This window comes from Saccharothrix ecbatanensis, assembly GCF_014205015.1.
Classification (GTDB): domain Bacteria; phylum Actinomycetota; class Actinomycetes; order Mycobacteriales; family Pseudonocardiaceae; genus Actinosynnema; species Actinosynnema ecbatanense.
The window spans coordinates 2,731,268-2,746,237 of sequence record NZ_JACHMO010000001.1 but is presented as its reverse complement, the minus strand read 5'-3'; the positions used below and the strand labels follow the sequence as shown (position 1 = coordinate 2,746,237).

Genomic DNA, 14,970 nt, shown 5'->3' with positions numbered 1-14,970 from the left:
TTTTCAGATGATCGACTTTCCCCAAGGGTTCCGCTGGGGCGTCGCCACTTCGGCGTACCAGATCGAAGGGGCCGTGGACGCAGACGGGAGAGGACCGTCGATCTGGGACGCGTTCGGCGCGGTGCCGGGTGCGGTCGCGGGTGGTGATACCGGGGCGGTGGCCTGCGACCACTACCACCGGGTGCCGGAGGACCTGGCGCTGCTCGGCGAGCTCGGTGTGGACGCCTACCGGTTCTCCGTGTCCTGGTCGCGCATCCTGCCGACGGGCTCTGGCCCGGTTGAACAGCGCGGCCTGGACTTCTACAGCCGGCTGGTCGACGGGCTGCTGGAACGGGGCGTCGAGCCGTTCCTCACCCTCTACCACTGGGACCTGCCGCAGGCGTTGGAGGAACTGGGTGGCTGGCGCTCCCGCGACACCACCCTGCGGTTCGCCGAGTACGCGACGATCGTCCACGACGCGCTGGGCGACCGGGTGTCGAAGTGGACGACGTTCAACGAGCCGTATGTCTCCTCCATCGTCGGTTACGGCGAGGGCCGACACGCTCCCGGCGCACGGGAGGGTCACGGCTCACTCGCCGCCGCGCACCACCTGATGGTCGCGCACGGCCTCGCGGTGAACGCCATGCGCGGCAAGGAGGGGCATGAGTTCGGCATCGTGCTCAACCAGTCGCCGTCGACCCCTGTGACGCAGTCCGAGGCGGACGTGGCCGCCGCACGCCGGCACGACCTGCTGCTGCGGCGCCAGTTCACCGAGCCGCTGTTCGCCGGGCGCTACCCCGACGACTACGAGGAGACGTTCGCCGGCGTCACCGACCTCTCCTTCCGGCAGGACGGCGACCTGGAGCTGATCTCCACGCCGCTGGACTACGTGGGCATCAACTACTACTACCGCCAGCACGTGGCCGACGCGCCGCACCGCGACCCGAACCCGGCCACCCGCACGTCGATCGACGTCGGCATCGACACCAGCCGGCTGCCGGACGTGCCGCGCACCGCGATGAACTGGCCGGTCGAGCCCGCCGGGATGACGGAGACCCTGGTGGGCCTCAAGAACCGGTACCCGAACCTGCCGCCGGTCTACGTCACCGAGAACGGGTGCGTCTACCCGGACAACCCCGGGTTCGTCGACCAGGAGCGCATCGACTACCTGCGCAGCCACCTCGCGGCGGCACGGGACGCGGTCACGGCGGGGGTGGACCTGCGCGGCTACTTCGTCTGGTCGTTCCTGGACAACTTCGAGTGGGCGCACGGCTACAAGCACCGCTTCGGCTTGGTCCACGTGGACTACGACACGCTGGAGCGCACGCCGAGGGCGAGCTTCCACTGGTACCGCGACCTGGTCGCCGAGCAGCGGGGGAGTTCCGCCGCTGCTGGGTGACCTGCCGGGCCACCGTCGCGCGGAGGCGCGTTCGGCGCGACGGTGGCTGCATTTGATTGCCCCGGCTCCGCAGATGGCGGGCTCGGTCGCCTGGGAAGTCGACCTCGCGGTGCGTGAGGCGTGGTCCGGTTCAGGGCCAGGGGTTTGGGGTGCAGGACTTGCCGTCCGGGGTCACCTGGACGCCCTGGTTGCTGCCGGTGATGATCGACGCCAGGCCGTCGTTGTCGATGCTGAACGTCTGTTGCATCATCACCGGGGCCGGGCCGCCGTCCGTCGGGCACACCTCGTGCCCGAGGCCGAGGAAGTGGCCTACCTCGTGGTTGATCGTGTAGATCCGGTAGCCCAGCAGATCACGGCCGTACGTGTGCGCGCCGCGGAACCAGCGTGCCGAGTTGAGGTGCACGGTCGACCCGATCCGGCACGACGTGTCGTAGGGCAGTTCGAAGCCGCACAGCGTCCGTGAGGTCTGCTGGGACGTCAACCTGATCCGCAGCTCCGGCTCCACCTCGGGCCCGACCCGGCGGAACGCGTGCTGTCGTCCGGACCACCCGCGCGGGTGCGTCAGCGCGTACTCGACCACCGCGGCGAACGGTTTGTCGCCGTTCGGCAGCTCCATGCCGTCCTCGACCTCGACCGTGTAGGTGAACCCACCCCCATCGGAGTTCCGAGCGACCGGTGGCACGACCCGCCACGTCCCTACCCCGTGCGCCGGGAACGGGTGGCCGGGCGGCAGATCCGGGGCGGACCGGAAGCTGTCGAACGGCGCCGCGGCCGGGGTCGGAGTGGACGGGGATGGCAGCTCGGCGGGCACGACGCCGGCGGCGGGCCACACGACGGTGGCCGGCCGGTCCGCGAGCCCGAAGTCCAACGCCACCACCGTCGTCACGGCCAGGCACACCCCGGTCAGGTAGGGCACGAGCGGGACGGACCTCATGCGGGTTCCAACCCGGCCGAGCCGTAGGTGCACCCCGCGTGCCACAGCAGGAACGACGGCGCGCCCGCGTCCGCCGTGGCGACGACCTGCGCCTGCACCTCACCCGGCCCGTAGGCGTGGCCCAGCGAGAACGCCTGGAGCCACGGGATGACCGTCGCGCCGGTGCCCTCCGTCATCCGCACGAAGTCCGCGACGGACGCCCGCACGATGTCGTACGGCTTGGCGTTCGGGTTGTCCACGCCGTACTCGCCCGGACCCCAGTGCGACGGGTAGACCATCGGCGCGACGTAGTCGACGTGCGCCGACAACGCCGGGATGTCCTGCGCGACGTCCTGCGGGCTGTGCGCGGCGATGCCGAACACCGACGCGCCCAGGTACGCGCCGTGCGGGCGGACGGCGGCCCGGTTGTCCCGGAGGAAGTCCACTATGGACTGCTCGGGCGTGGTGCTCAGGCCGGGGAACACCATCTGCCGCAGCGGGCCGTCGGGCCGCCGCACGTAGTCGTAGAGGATGTCGTCGAACCCGAGTCGGGCGGCCTCCTCGGCGATCGCGGTGTTGTAGGCGCGGACCTCGGGGTTGGCGAAGTTGGTGAACGCGTACTGGCCGTAGTGCGCCGACCAGGGCGCGCCCGACGCGTTCTGCGCCACCCGGTCGCGCGCGCCGGAATCCCAGGACGCCTTGCCCAGCACCGGGTCGCGGAACGCCACCAGCCGGCCGACCACCCGCAGCCCCTTGCCGTGCAGGTCGTCCAGCACGGCGCGGGCGTCGTAGTGGTTGCGGTTCGCGCCGATCTGCCTGGCCAGCGGCACCTGCGAGTCGTAGCCGATCTCGCCGCTCTCGTCCTTGATGTCCAGCTGCACGGTGTCGATGCGGCCTTCCCGCGCCATCGCCAGCACGGGATCGCGCAGCGACGGGGTCGCCCACGCCGTGGCGCTCATGTGCACGGCGCGCATCCCCGGATGGGTCACCTTGACCGGGACCTCGCGGTGCTGCGCGTTGCCCGCCGCGTCGTTGGCCTCGACCCGGATCCGGGTGGGCGCCGCGGCCAGCGACGCCTCGAACTTGCCGTCCCGGACCGGCACCTTCTGGTCGCCGACCAGCACCGAGTCCGCTCCGTCGGCGCTGCCCCGCACGGTCACCGGGCCGCGCGGCGACTCGGCCTCGACCACGTCGACGTTCAACGTGGGCGGCGTGTCGTCGACGGTGAACTCGCGCCGGACCTGCGCGTCGGGCATCCACGGCAGCGGGTTCGCCGCGAACACGGACAGGATGTGCCTGCCCTCGGCCAGCTTCACGCCGGTCAGGGTCATGCGGCCGTCGGCGCGCACCACTTCCACCGGCTGTCCGTCCAAGTGCACGGTGACACGATCGAGCCCCTTGGGGTCCGCGGTCGTGATGGACACGCGCTCTACACCCGAACGAGTGACAGCGATTCCGTCGGCCAGTTCGGCGACGGAGAGTCCGACGCCACGGCCGTAGACGATCGTCGTGACGACCGCCGCGATCAGCAGCAACACCACGACACCGACCGCGGGTATCACCACGCGCCTGGTCTTGCGAGGCGGCTCTCCAGGCTCACCGCCGGAAAGGGGCGGGTCCGGCGGGGCGGCGTCCGACAAGGCTGCGTCCGATGAGGCTGAATCCGACATCCGGTCGACTCCGATCTGGGCGTGCCATCTGCAACCAGCGACTAACCCCCTGGCCGGCTGCCAAACAGGCGGTCATCCAAAGGGGTGTACTCGGGTTTCCGGTCGGCCGACAAGCGCAACCATCCGAAGGTGAACACCATGTCGCCCAGGCCGGTACCGGCCGTCGTGGCGCTCTCCGCCGCCCTGTGCTTCGCCTGCACCGCCCAGCCCGCCGCCGAGCTGCCCGCGGCGGAAATGCCCGGACCGGCCGCCGCTGTTCCGTCGCCGGCGCCCTCCTCCTCCGCGCCGCCGGACCCGGCGGCCGTCCGGGCCAACGAACTCGGGCAGGTCCCGATCCTGATGTACCACCGGCTGGTCGAGCAGCCGACGTCCGTCTACGACCGGACACCGGCGGCGTTCCGCGCCGAGCTGGAACGGCTCGCCGGCGAGGGGTACGTGCCGGTGACGACCTCGGAGTACGCGACGGGTCGGATCGACATCCCGGCGGGCAAGCACCCCGTCGTGCTGACGTTCGACGACGGTGACCCGACCCAGTTCGCGCTCGGCCCCGACGGCCGCCCGGCGCCTGGCACCGCGATCGCCATCCTGCTCGACGTGGCCGCCCAGCACCCCGGCTTCCGGCCGGTGGCGAGCCTGTACGTCAACGGCGGACCGTTCGCGTCGCCGGACGGCGCGGCGCTGCGGTGGCTGCACGACAACGGCTTCGAGATCGGCAACCACACGCTGGAGCACACGAACCTCGGCTCCGTGGCCGACCAGCAGGTCCAGCAGGCCGTGGCGCTCGGCCAGCGGGAGATCGAGAAGGCCGTGCCGGGGTACCGGGTGTCGAGCCTCGCGCTGCCCTTCGGCGCGGTGCCCGGCAACCCGGAGCTCGCCCGACGCGGGACGTCCGACGGCGCGTCCTACGACTACGTGTGCGTGCTGATGGTCGGCGCGGGACCGGCGCCCTCGCCGTACTCGGCCGAGTTCGACCCGGTCGCCACGCCGCGCATCCGGTCGCAGGACCCGACCGGCGAGGACGCCCGTTACGGCTCGACGGTGTGGCTGGACCAGTTGGCCGCCGCCCCGGAGCAGCGGTACACGTCCGACGGCGTGCCCGGCCGGATCTCCCACCCGGCCGCGGCCGGTTCACCCGCCGAGCAGTTCGCCGACCGCGCCTTCGGGTACTGAACCCGCCGGGTCAGGCGGTGGCGCGGGCGTGGTTGCGCAGGGCGACCGCGGCACGCTCCAGGCTGCCCAGCACACCCTGGGGCAGCTCGTGGTGGCGACCCACGACCTCCTGCACCATCACCTGCATCGGCGCGGACTCCTCGGCCTCCACCACCGCGAGCACCTTGAACGCGCTGCCGGGTGGGAACACCACCCGTTCCTGGAGCACGCTGCCGAACGAGTCGACCACCGACACCCGTCGCCCGGTGACCGACCACATCAGGAACTCCACCCGCCCGTCCACCGGCACCGCCGGCCCGGCCACCGTGTTCAGCAGGCCCTGCTCGACCAGCACGTCACCCGTGCGGTACCGCCGCGCCTCGCCCCAGCACACCGTCACACCCTGGTACACCGGCAGCCGCCGCAGACCCGACACCACCGACGCCGCGTACGGCCACAACCGGCCCAGCTTCCCCGTGCGCAGCGCCTCGACCAGGATCTCCTCGTCCTGCTGGAGGTACGCCGACACCGCCGCCAGGTCCGTCACCACGGCCTCGAACGCCTCGGAGTCGTCCGGGCGCTCCGCGATGTGCCGGCACGCCACCGCCGCGTGCTGCCCGTAGCGCTCGCCGAGCATCCGGCGCAGCGCGTCGCGCTCCTGCTCGGTGCTGCGGTGGTCCGGCGGCACGACCTCCTCGCCGACCTGCTCGCCCCACACGGGTGCGGGGGAGTCGGACAGCGGACCGTCCACGCTCAGCGGCACCGGCTCGTCCGCCGTCACGGGCGGGGGCTCCTCCTCGGCGACCGGTGGCCGTGACGGCGGCGACGGGTCGCAGAACACCACCTTCAGCAGCCGGCGAACCTCGGGCTCCAGCCGTTCCACCAGCGACGCGCCCGCCACCGCCACCGCGCCCGCCGTCGTGCGGCCCGGCGTGCCGACGGTCAGCCGAGCCCACTCCGGGTCCACCGGCAGCGACCGCACCTCGGGCCCGTTGTCCTCCGCCTCACGCACCCACAAGCCGGACGGCACGACCTCCAGCACCACGCCGCCGCCCAGGTCGAAGATGCCCGCGCCGCGTTCCACCAGGCCGGGGACCGGAGCCCGGTAACCCGACACGACCGGCACGCCCGCCGGCGCGTACCGCACCTCGGTCACGTACGGCCGCCACGTCTGCTGCCCACGCGGGTTCACCGCCACCACGGCCGCGCCGGTGCGCACCGAACCCACCGGCAGGCCCGTGTACAGCGAAATCGGCTCGCCCAGCTCGTCGGCCACCGCCTGCGCCTGGTGCTCGCCGCCGTACCAGACCAGCCGCACCCGCGACCGCGCCACCGACGGCAGCCCGCCCAGCAGCCGGCACACCTCGTCGGTCGGGATCGCCGGCTGACCGGGACCGCCGATCACGACGGTCAGCACGTTGTCCCGGCACGGCAGCCCGATGACCGCACGCGCGTCCGGCGCCTGGGGGTCGAACTGCGCGCGCTGCGCCCGCAGCCACAGCCCGGCCGGGATCGGTTCGGAGATGCCGACGTCACCCGTCGGCCACGGCGTGTTCGGGTCGACCGCCTCCCACTGCGGCACCGGGAACCGGCGGCCCATCGGCACCGGCGACGCGCCCGGCAGGAACCGCAGCCAGCAGCCGTACCCGCCGTTGCCCGCGACGAACGCCGCGCCCGGCACCGTGGTCACCGCGCCGTCCGGCGCCACCACCTCGGCCTGCAACTGCTCGGCGAGCCACTGCGCGGGCGCCGTCGGCCGCATCGAGCCCGAGTGCGAGGTCATCAGCCGCACCGGACCACGGCCGTGCAGCGCGGTGGCCACGGCCGGCCAGAAGGACGCCTCGTCGCCGTGCGGCGGATCGATCACGACCACCGTGCGGCCGCGGTCCACCGGCAGGCTCCGGCCCACGGCGACCGCGGGCGGTGTCGCGCCCGAAGGCGGCCCGATGACCAGCGTGGCGCCCGCGAACGAAGCCGAGAACTGGGCGGGCGGGGGCGTCGCGGCGGGAGGTTGGGGCGCGGGCAGGGGCTCCCGCTCGATCACGGGATCCACTTGCGGGGCACGCTCCTTCGGTGCGGCACGTCGGAACATCAAGGCGCCCGATCACCTCCAGGCACGACAGCGCGGGAACGCCCGCACCCTACCCGGACGACGTCGGGCCAGGGACCGGCGCGTGCCGCCAACCTCGTCCACTGTGGACCCCAGGACCGCGCCCACCAGCGCGCCGAACGCCACGTGGTCCGCCCACTGGGCCGTTCGGCCCAACTCCCGGATCGCCGGGAACCGCCGGCCGACCACCTCCAGATCGACCACCGCGATCACCGCCCCGGCCACCGCGCCCCGGCGCGCGTCCAACGGCCACCGCCGGTCCACGAGTGCCAAGGCGACCGTCCAGAACGCCGACACGCCGAGGTGCGCGACGGCTCCACGGACCAGGCCGGCCGCGCCCGAGCCTGAGCCTGGGCCGCCCGAGCCTGAGCCAGAACCTGGGCCGCCCGAGCGTGAGCCGCCCAGCAACGTCGCCGCCGCCCTGGTCGATCGCAGCACGTCACCACCGGTCAGCAGCGCGTGCACGGTCGACGGCACCCCGCCGAGGGTCGACGCGACCAACCACGCCCGCAACAGGCGCGTCGTAGGTGTGGGCCCACCGCGCGAGGGGTATGGCAGACGGGAGTGCGGGGTCATTTCGCGGCGGTCCCTGCTCCGATCCGATGCCACGCTTCGAACCTGTGTTCGAGTATGGCAAGATCGCGGGTGAACGACCGAACCACGTGCCCGACCGTATCCCGACACCGGGGACTCGGCAGATCCCACGCTGTCCTCGGTTACCGTGAACCGCTCGACGCACGCCCACGACCTGGGGAGAACGACCCGGTGACCGCTGAGATCCTGTACGGGGCCGACGACCTGACCCACCTGGAGGGTCTGGAGGCGGTACGCAAGCGCCCCGGCATGTACATCGGGTCCACCGACAGCAGGGGCATCAACCACCTGTTCTCCGAGGTCGTGGACAACTCCACCGACGAGGGCGTGGCCGGTCACGCCACCAAGATCGTCGTCACGCTGCACGCCGACGGCAGCGTCCAGGTCGACGACGACGGCCGCGGCATCCCCACCGGCACCCACGCCAAGTCGGGCCTGTCCGGCGTCGAACTCGTGCTCACCAGGCTGCACGCCGGCGGCAAGTTCGGCGGTTCCGGGTACAAGACCTCCGGCGGCCTGCACGGCGTCGGCGCGTCCGCCGTGAACGCCCTGTCCCACCGCTTCGACGTCGTCGTCCGCCGTGAGGGCAAGACGCACGAGATGTCGTTCGCGCACGGCGTCCCCGGCGTCTTCGACGGCCCCGGCCCCAAGGCCGCGTTCACCCGCCAGTCCGGCCTCCGCGTCACCGGCCGCACCAAGCGCACCGGCACGTCCATCCGCTACTGGTACGACACCCGCTACTTCGAGAACGGCGCCGCGCTCGACGTCGAGGCCGTCCGCACCAAGCTGCGCAACACCGCCTTCCTCGTGCCCGGCGTGACGTACACCCTCCGCGTCGCCACCGACGACACGATCGGCGAGGAGACGTTCCACTTCCCGGGCGGTCTGGTCGACATGGTCGACCACCTGGCCCCCGCGAGCGAGAAGCCGGTCTCCGGCACCCTGCTCATCAACGGCACCGGCGTCTACTACGAGAACGCGGCCGACGAGAACGGCGTGATGCGGTCCAAGGTGGAGCGCCACGCCGAGGTCGAGATCGCGCTGCGCTGGGGGACCGGCTACGAGCGGACGATCGAGTGCTTCACCAACACGATCCGCAACGTGCACGGCGGCACCCACCGACGCGGCTTCGACCGCGCCGTCGTCAAGGCGATCCAGGACGCGATCGGCAAGACCAGGGGCCTGCTCAAGCCCAAGGAGGACCCGCCGACCCTGGACGACGTGCTGGAAGGCATGACCGCCGTCGTCCACGTCCGCATCCCGGAACCGCAGTTCACCTCGCAGACCAAGGACGAGCTGTCCACCGCCGGCATCACCAAGGTGACGCTCGCGGTGGTGGAGAAGCACCTCAAGGCGTGGACCGAGGACCGCCGCACCAAGGGCGAGGCCAAGGTGGTGCTCCAGAAGGTCGTCGACGCCGCCCGCGTCCGACTGACCCAGAAGCACCAGAAGGACGCCGCGCGGCGCAAGACGGCCCTCGAAGGCGCCGCGATGCCCGCGAAACTGGTGGACTGCCGCAGCACAGGTGTTTCGCGTAGCGAACTATTTCTGGTGGAAGGCGACAGCGCCCTCGGTTGTTTTGTTGGCGACACACAGGTGGCATTGGCCTCCGGGCGCGCCATGAGTTTCGCGGACCTCGCCGCGGACTGGGACCGCGGTGTCACGCACTTCGGCTACACGACCAACAAGGCTGGCCGCGTCGTCGTCGCGCCGCTCGTAGAGCCAAGGCTGACTAAGCGGAACGCGCCGCTGGTGCGCGTCACGCTGGACAGCGGCGAGTCCGTCCGCTGCACGCCGGACCACCTGTTCCGGCTCCGTGACGGCTCCTACCGGCGCGCCGACCAGCTCCAGCCGGGTGACTCGCTGATGCCGCTGTACCGCTCCTTCTCGGCCAAGGCGACGGGCGACAAACTCGACGGCTACGAGCGGGTCTGGATGAACGACCGGGACGAGTGGGTCTACACCCACTACCTCGCCGACGCCTACAACCTCCGGCACGGCCTCGACAGTGCCGAGAACGGCACCGTCCGTCACCACGTCGACGTCGACAAGCGCAACAACGACCCGCGCAACCTTCGTCGGATGACGTGGGACGACCACGCCGCCCTACACGCCTCGATGATGGGTGAGCATGTCCACGCGGGTTACCGGGCGTGGCTTGCCGAGGGCGGGCTGGAGTTCAAGTCGGCGATGCTGTCGGCGCAGTGGAAAGACCCTGACTTCCGCCAGGCCTGCCTGGCGCGGCTGGTGGCGCTGAACTCGGACCCGGAGTTCCGGCGGCGGATCGAGCAGGGCTTCCAGGACTGGTACGCGTCGCTCACCGAAGACGAGCGGGCCGAGTACGCCGAGCGGATGCGCGAGCGGCAGGCCAACTACTGGGCACGTCCCGAACACCGCGAGGACGCGGCCGAGCGGGTCCGGCTCTTCTTCGCCGAGCCTGGCCGGCGGGCGGAGTGGAGCGAGAGGTCGAAGCGGCAATGGGCCGACGAGGACCTGGTGGCGTGGCGATCGAGGAAAACGGTCGAGCAGTTCTCGGACCCGGCTGAGCGGGAACGCCAGCGGGCCGCGGTGATCGCCTGGCACGAGGAGCACCCCGAGTTCGGGGAACGGCACGCACTGCGGATGAAGCTGCGTCTGCTCGACCCGGACAACGGCCACCTGGCCAAGGTCCAGGCGGGGCGCCGTCGTTACGTCGAGACGGTGGACAGGTCGGAGCGCGTGGCGAAGCAGATCGAAGGCAGGCGGCTGGCCGCGCTGAAGCGCCTCCGACCGCTGCTGTCGTTGACCGACGCGGAGATCGCCGCTGCGTACGAAGCCGATCGCCTGGCGAACGCCCGCACCGGCCTGAAGTTCGAGCGCCTGCTCGAAACCGTCGACGGCGACGTTGGTCGGCTCTGGAAGGCCGCTGCCCACGTCAACCACGCGGTGGCCGCGGTCGAGCCGCTCAGCGAAACGGCCGACGTCTACGACCTGACGGTCGACGGCTACCACAACTTCGCGCTCGAAGCCGGTGTCTTCGTGCACAACAGCGCGCGCATGGCCCGTGTGTCCGAGTACCAGGCGCTGCTGCCCCTGCGCGGCAAGATCCTGAACGTGCAGAAGGCCAGCCTCGCCGACACCCTGCGCAACGCCGAGATCGCCAGCATCGTCCAGGTGCTCGGCGCGGGCACGGGGCGGACGTTCGACCTGGCCACCATGCGCTACGGCCGGGTCATCCTGATGGCCGACGCGGACGTCGACGGGTCGCACATCCGGACGTTGCTGATCACCCTGTTCGCCAAGTACATGCGTCCGGTGATCGAGGACGGCCGGCTCTTCGCCGCCATGCCGCCGTTGCACAAGGTCGTCACCAAGGGCCGCAACGCCGAGACCCACTTCACCTTCAGCCAGCGCGAGATGGAGCAGAAGGTCGCCCGGCTGGAAAAGGCCGGCAAGACGGTGGTCAAGCCGGTGCCCCGGTTCAAGGGCCTGGGCGAGATGGACGCGGACGAGTTGTGGGAGACCACGATGAACCCCGCCACCCGCTCGGTGCGCCGCATCACCATGCACGACGCGGAAGCCGCGGAAGCCGCGCTGGAACTGCTGATGGGCGAGAAGGTCGAGCCGCGCCGGGCGTGGCTCGTCGAGTCGTCCGCCCGGGTCGACCAGTCCGCGATCGACATCTGACCCGCCTGACACCCCGCCTGACACGAGGAAACGACCGACCATGGCACGCCGCAAGACCCCCACGACCAGGGTCGACCCGTCCGCCTTCGACCGCGCGGGCGCCCAGGTCTTCGACAACTCGCTCACCACCGAGATCGAGGACTCGTACCTGGAGTACGCCTACTCGGTGATCCACTCCCGGGCCCTGCCCGACGCGCGGGACGGCCTCAAGCCGGTGCACCGCCGGATCCTGTTCTCGATGAACGAGCAGGGCTACCGCCCGACCAGCGCGTACGTGAAGTCCTCCCGCGTGGTCGGCGACTGCTTCGTCCGCGGCGCGCTCGTGTCCACGCCCGAGGGCCTGCGGCCGATCGAGGAGATCGAGATCGGCGACCGCGTCCTGGACGGGCGGGGCGAGCCGGTCGCGGTCAACGCCGTGTACGAGAACCCCGTGTCCGACCTGGTCCGCGTCACCTGGTCCGACGGCCACTCGATGCTCGTCACACCCGGTCAGCGGTTCCGCACCCACGACGAGACCGACGGGTGGACCGACGCCCGTGACCTCGCCGGCGCCCACACGGTGGCTTTCGGCGGCGAACGGCACGCGAACCTCCTCGCCGACGGCGACTCGTCCGGTTTCGTGCTCGGCTTGGTCGCGGCGGCCGGTGACGTGCTCGCCGACGGGCGGGTGCGGCTGGAACTGGCCGACGTCGACCCGATCGACATCGCGCACGGCTGGGCCATCGCGCACGACGTGACCGTGGCGCGCGACAAGGTCGAGACGGACGAGCGCGTCCGCCACACCCTCACCTTCGCCCGCCACACAGGCCTGGAAGCGGCCGTCGCGGGCCGGTTCGACTCCGTGCTGCGCGACCGCTCGGCGTGGACGCCGTTCCTGTCGGGCCTGTTCGCCGCCGGCGGCTTCGTCCGCGACGGCCGCGAGATCGTGCTGCCCGGCGGCGAGCCCGAGTACGCCATGCTCGCCGATTCGGGCATCCGCACCCGGCGTGACGCCGGCTCCCTCGCCATCACCGGCCGTGACGCCGCCGCGCTCGCCGTGGCGTTGCTGCGCTGGACCGGCGTCGGCCCGCGCCAAGACGGCCTGGTCCAGGTCATCCGCAACGCCCGGCACGCCACCGACAAGCCGTTCCCGCAGGTCGTGTCGGTGGAACCGGTCGCACCGGACACCACGTACGACATCCAGGTCGCCACCGACGAGCACGCGTTCGTGGTCAGCGGCTTCGTCGTGCACAACTGCATGGGCAAGTACCACCCGCACGGCGACACCGCGATCTACGACGCGATGGTCCGCCTGGCCCAGGACTTCTCGCTGAACACCCCGTTGGTCGACGGGCACGGCAACTTCGGAAGCCCGGACGACGGACCGGCGGCGTCGCGCTACACGGAAGCCCGGATGTCGCCCGCCGCGATGCTGCTGGTCGGGGAGTTGGACGAGGACACCGTCGACTTCCGGCCCAACTACGACGGCTCACTGCAAGAGCCGACCGTGCTGCCCGCCGCGTTCCCGAACCTGCTGGTCAACGGCACGTCGGGGATCGCGGTCGGGATGGCGACGAACATGATCCCGCACAACCTGGCCGAGGTGGTCGCGGCGGCGCGGCACCTGGTGACGCACCCGGACGCCTCGCTGGACAAGCTGATGGAGTTCATCCCCGGCCCCGACCTGCCGACCGGCGGGGTGCTGCTCGGGCTGGACGAGGTGCGCAAGGCGTACGAGACCGGGCGCGGTGTGGTGCGGATGCGGGCCAAGGTGGAGACCGGGCTGCTGGAGGGCAGCCGTGGCCGACAGGCGATCACGGTCACCGAGCTGCCGTACGGCGTCGGGCCGGAGAAGATCATCGAGAAGATCACCGACGAGGTCACCAAGTCCAAGCGGCTGACCGGCATCTCCGACGTCAAGGACCTCACCGACCGCGAGAACGGCACCCGCGTGGTCATCGAGTGCAAGGTCGGCGTGAACCCGCAGGCCCTGCTGTCCGACCTGTACCGGCTGACGCCGATGGAGCAGTCGTTCGGCATCAACAACCTGGTCCTGGTCGAGGGACAGCCGCGGACGCTGGGGCTGAAGGCGCTGCTGGAGGTGTTCCTCAAGCACCGCTACGAGGTCGTCACCCGGCGCACCAAGTTCCGCCGCCGCAAGCGGGAGGACCGGCTGCACCTGGTCGAGGGCCTGCTCAGGGCGCTGCTGGACATCGACAAGGTGATCAAGCTCATCCGGGGCAGCGACAACGCCGCCGCCGCGAAGGAGGGCTTGATGAAAACGTTCAAGCTCTCCGAGATCCAGGCGACGTACATCCTCGACACGCCGCTGCGCCGGCTCACCCGCTACGACGCGCTGGAGTTGGAAGCGGAGCAGGAGAAGCTGCGCAACGAGATCGCCGAGCTGAGCAAGATCCTGGACGACCCGGCCGTGTTGAAGAAGGTCGTGTCGACCGAGCTGGCGAAGGTGGCCAAGGACCTCCAGCAGGAGCGCCGCACCACGCTGCTCGACGGTGACCTCAAGGAGGTGCTGGCGGCGTCGAAGCCGGCCGGGCCACTGGAGGTGGCCGACGACCCGTGCCAGGTGGTGCTGTCCGCGACGGGCCTGGTGGCGCGCACGGCCGCCGAGTCGGAGGAGGCGTCGGAGGCGCGTCGCCGCAACGGGCGGACGAAGCACGACGCGGTGGCGGCGACCGTGCACACGACGGCGCGTGGCCAGGTGTTGCTGGTGACGAACCGGGGTCGGGCGTTCAAGACGGACGTGCTGCCGCTGCCGGTGTTGCCGGAGCAGAGCGGCACGGTGTCGTTGAGCGGTGGGATGTCGGCCGGTGAGCTGGTGGACCTGGAGGCCGGTGAGAAGGTCGTGGGCATCGCGCCGCTGACCGACACGGAGTCGCCGGGGCTGGCGTTGGGCACGCGGCAGGGCACGGTGAAGGTGTGCGCGCCGGAGTGGCCGGTGCGGTCGGACGAGTTCGAGGTGATCACCCTCAAGGAGGGTGACGAGGTGGTCGGCGCGACCTGGCTGGCCGGCCCGGACGAGACCGTGGTGTTCGTGACGTCGGAGGCGTCGCTGTTGCGGTACCCGGCGTCGCTGGTGCGTCCGCAGGGCCTCAAGGGCGGCGGTATGGCCGGTGTCAACGTCGGCTCGGACGCGTCGGTGGTGTTCTTCGGGGCCGTGCGCACGGACGATGACGAGCACGGTGAGCCGATGGTCGTGACGTCGACGGGGCAGAGCGTGAAGGTGACGCCGTTCTCCGTGTACCCGGCGAAGGGCCGGGCGACGGGTGGTGTGCGGGCGCACCGGTTCCTGAAGGGCGAGACGGCGTTGGCGTTGGCCTGGGTGGGGCCGCGGCCGGCCGGTGCGGCGGACAACGGGTCGCCGGTCGAGCTGCCCGCGGCGGACGACCGCCGGGACGGTTCCGGCCACGCCCACCCCGGTCCGGACGTGGTGGGGCACCTGATCGAACGCGACTGAGCCCCGCCGCCACGCGCGAAAGCGATTTGCCGCATT

Annotated in this window: 8 protein-coding genes; 4 read left to right on the top strand and 4 right to left on the bottom strand. The window is 71.4% G+C overall.

The window, feature by feature from the left end:
* Window positions 1–7 precede the first annotated feature (7 nt).
* Entirely contained in the window at window positions 8–1,378 is a 1,371-nt protein-coding gene (locus tag F4560_RS11840; RefSeq protein ID WP_184919467.1) for a GH1 family beta-glucosidase, read from the top strand.
* Between the two features lie 130 nt (window positions 1,379–1,508).
* On the opposite strand, the gene F4560_RS11835 is transcribed toward F4560_RS11840, so the two are convergent.
* Both F4560_RS11835 and F4560_RS11830 read right to left on the bottom strand, forming a co-directional pair.
* Window positions 1,509–2,312, bottom strand: coding sequence for a DUF3152 domain-containing protein (locus tag F4560_RS11835; protein WP_184919465.1), 804 nt, complete (start codon window positions 2,310–2,312; stop codon window positions 1,509–1,511).
* Window positions 2,309–3,856, bottom strand: a complete 1,548-nt coding sequence (locus tag F4560_RS11830) for a putative glycoside hydrolase (protein ID WP_312869188.1) — start codon at window positions 3,854–3,856, stop codon at window positions 2,309–2,311. Before F4560_RS11830 ends, F4560_RS11835 begins: the two co-directional genes overlap by 4 nt.
* Before the next feature lie 243 nt (window positions 3,857–4,099).
* Here F4560_RS11830 and F4560_RS11825 point away from each other — a divergent pair, with 243 nt between their 5' ends.
* Window positions 4,100–5,131: a polysaccharide deacetylase family protein gene (locus F4560_RS11825; RefSeq protein ID WP_184919460.1), complete on the top strand. Its 1,032-nt coding sequence runs from the start codon at window positions 4,100–4,102 to the stop codon at window positions 5,129–5,131.
* Between the two features lie 10 nt (window positions 5,132–5,141).
* Here the strand turns inward: F4560_RS11825 and F4560_RS11820 are convergent, their stop codons facing one another.
* Window positions 5,142–7,163, bottom strand: coding sequence for a hypothetical protein (locus F4560_RS11820; RefSeq protein ID WP_312869187.1), 2,022 nt, complete (start codon window positions 7,161–7,163; stop codon window positions 5,142–5,144).
* Between the two features lie 51 nt (window positions 7,164–7,214).
* Window positions 7,215–7,733, bottom strand: a complete 519-nt coding sequence (locus F4560_RS11815; protein WP_184919458.1) for a hypothetical protein — start codon at window positions 7,731–7,733, stop codon at window positions 7,215–7,217.
* A gap of 252 nt (window positions 7,734–7,985) precedes the next feature.
* On the opposite strand from F4560_RS11815, the gene F4560_RS11810 reads away from it, so the two are divergent.
* Together F4560_RS11810 and F4560_RS11805 are read left to right on the top strand one after the other, a co-directional pair.
* Complete coding sequence (locus F4560_RS11810) at window positions 7,986–11,480, top strand: ATP-binding protein (protein WP_184919456.1); 3,495 nt, start codon at window positions 7,986–7,988, stop codon at window positions 11,478–11,480.
* 40 nt (window positions 11,481–11,520) lie between these two features.
* Window positions 11,521–14,934: a DNA topoisomerase (ATP-hydrolyzing) gene (locus F4560_RS11805; protein WP_184919454.1), complete on the top strand. Its 3,414-nt coding sequence runs from the start codon at window positions 11,521–11,523 to the stop codon at window positions 14,932–14,934.
* Window positions 14,935–14,970: the final 36 nt, after the last annotated feature.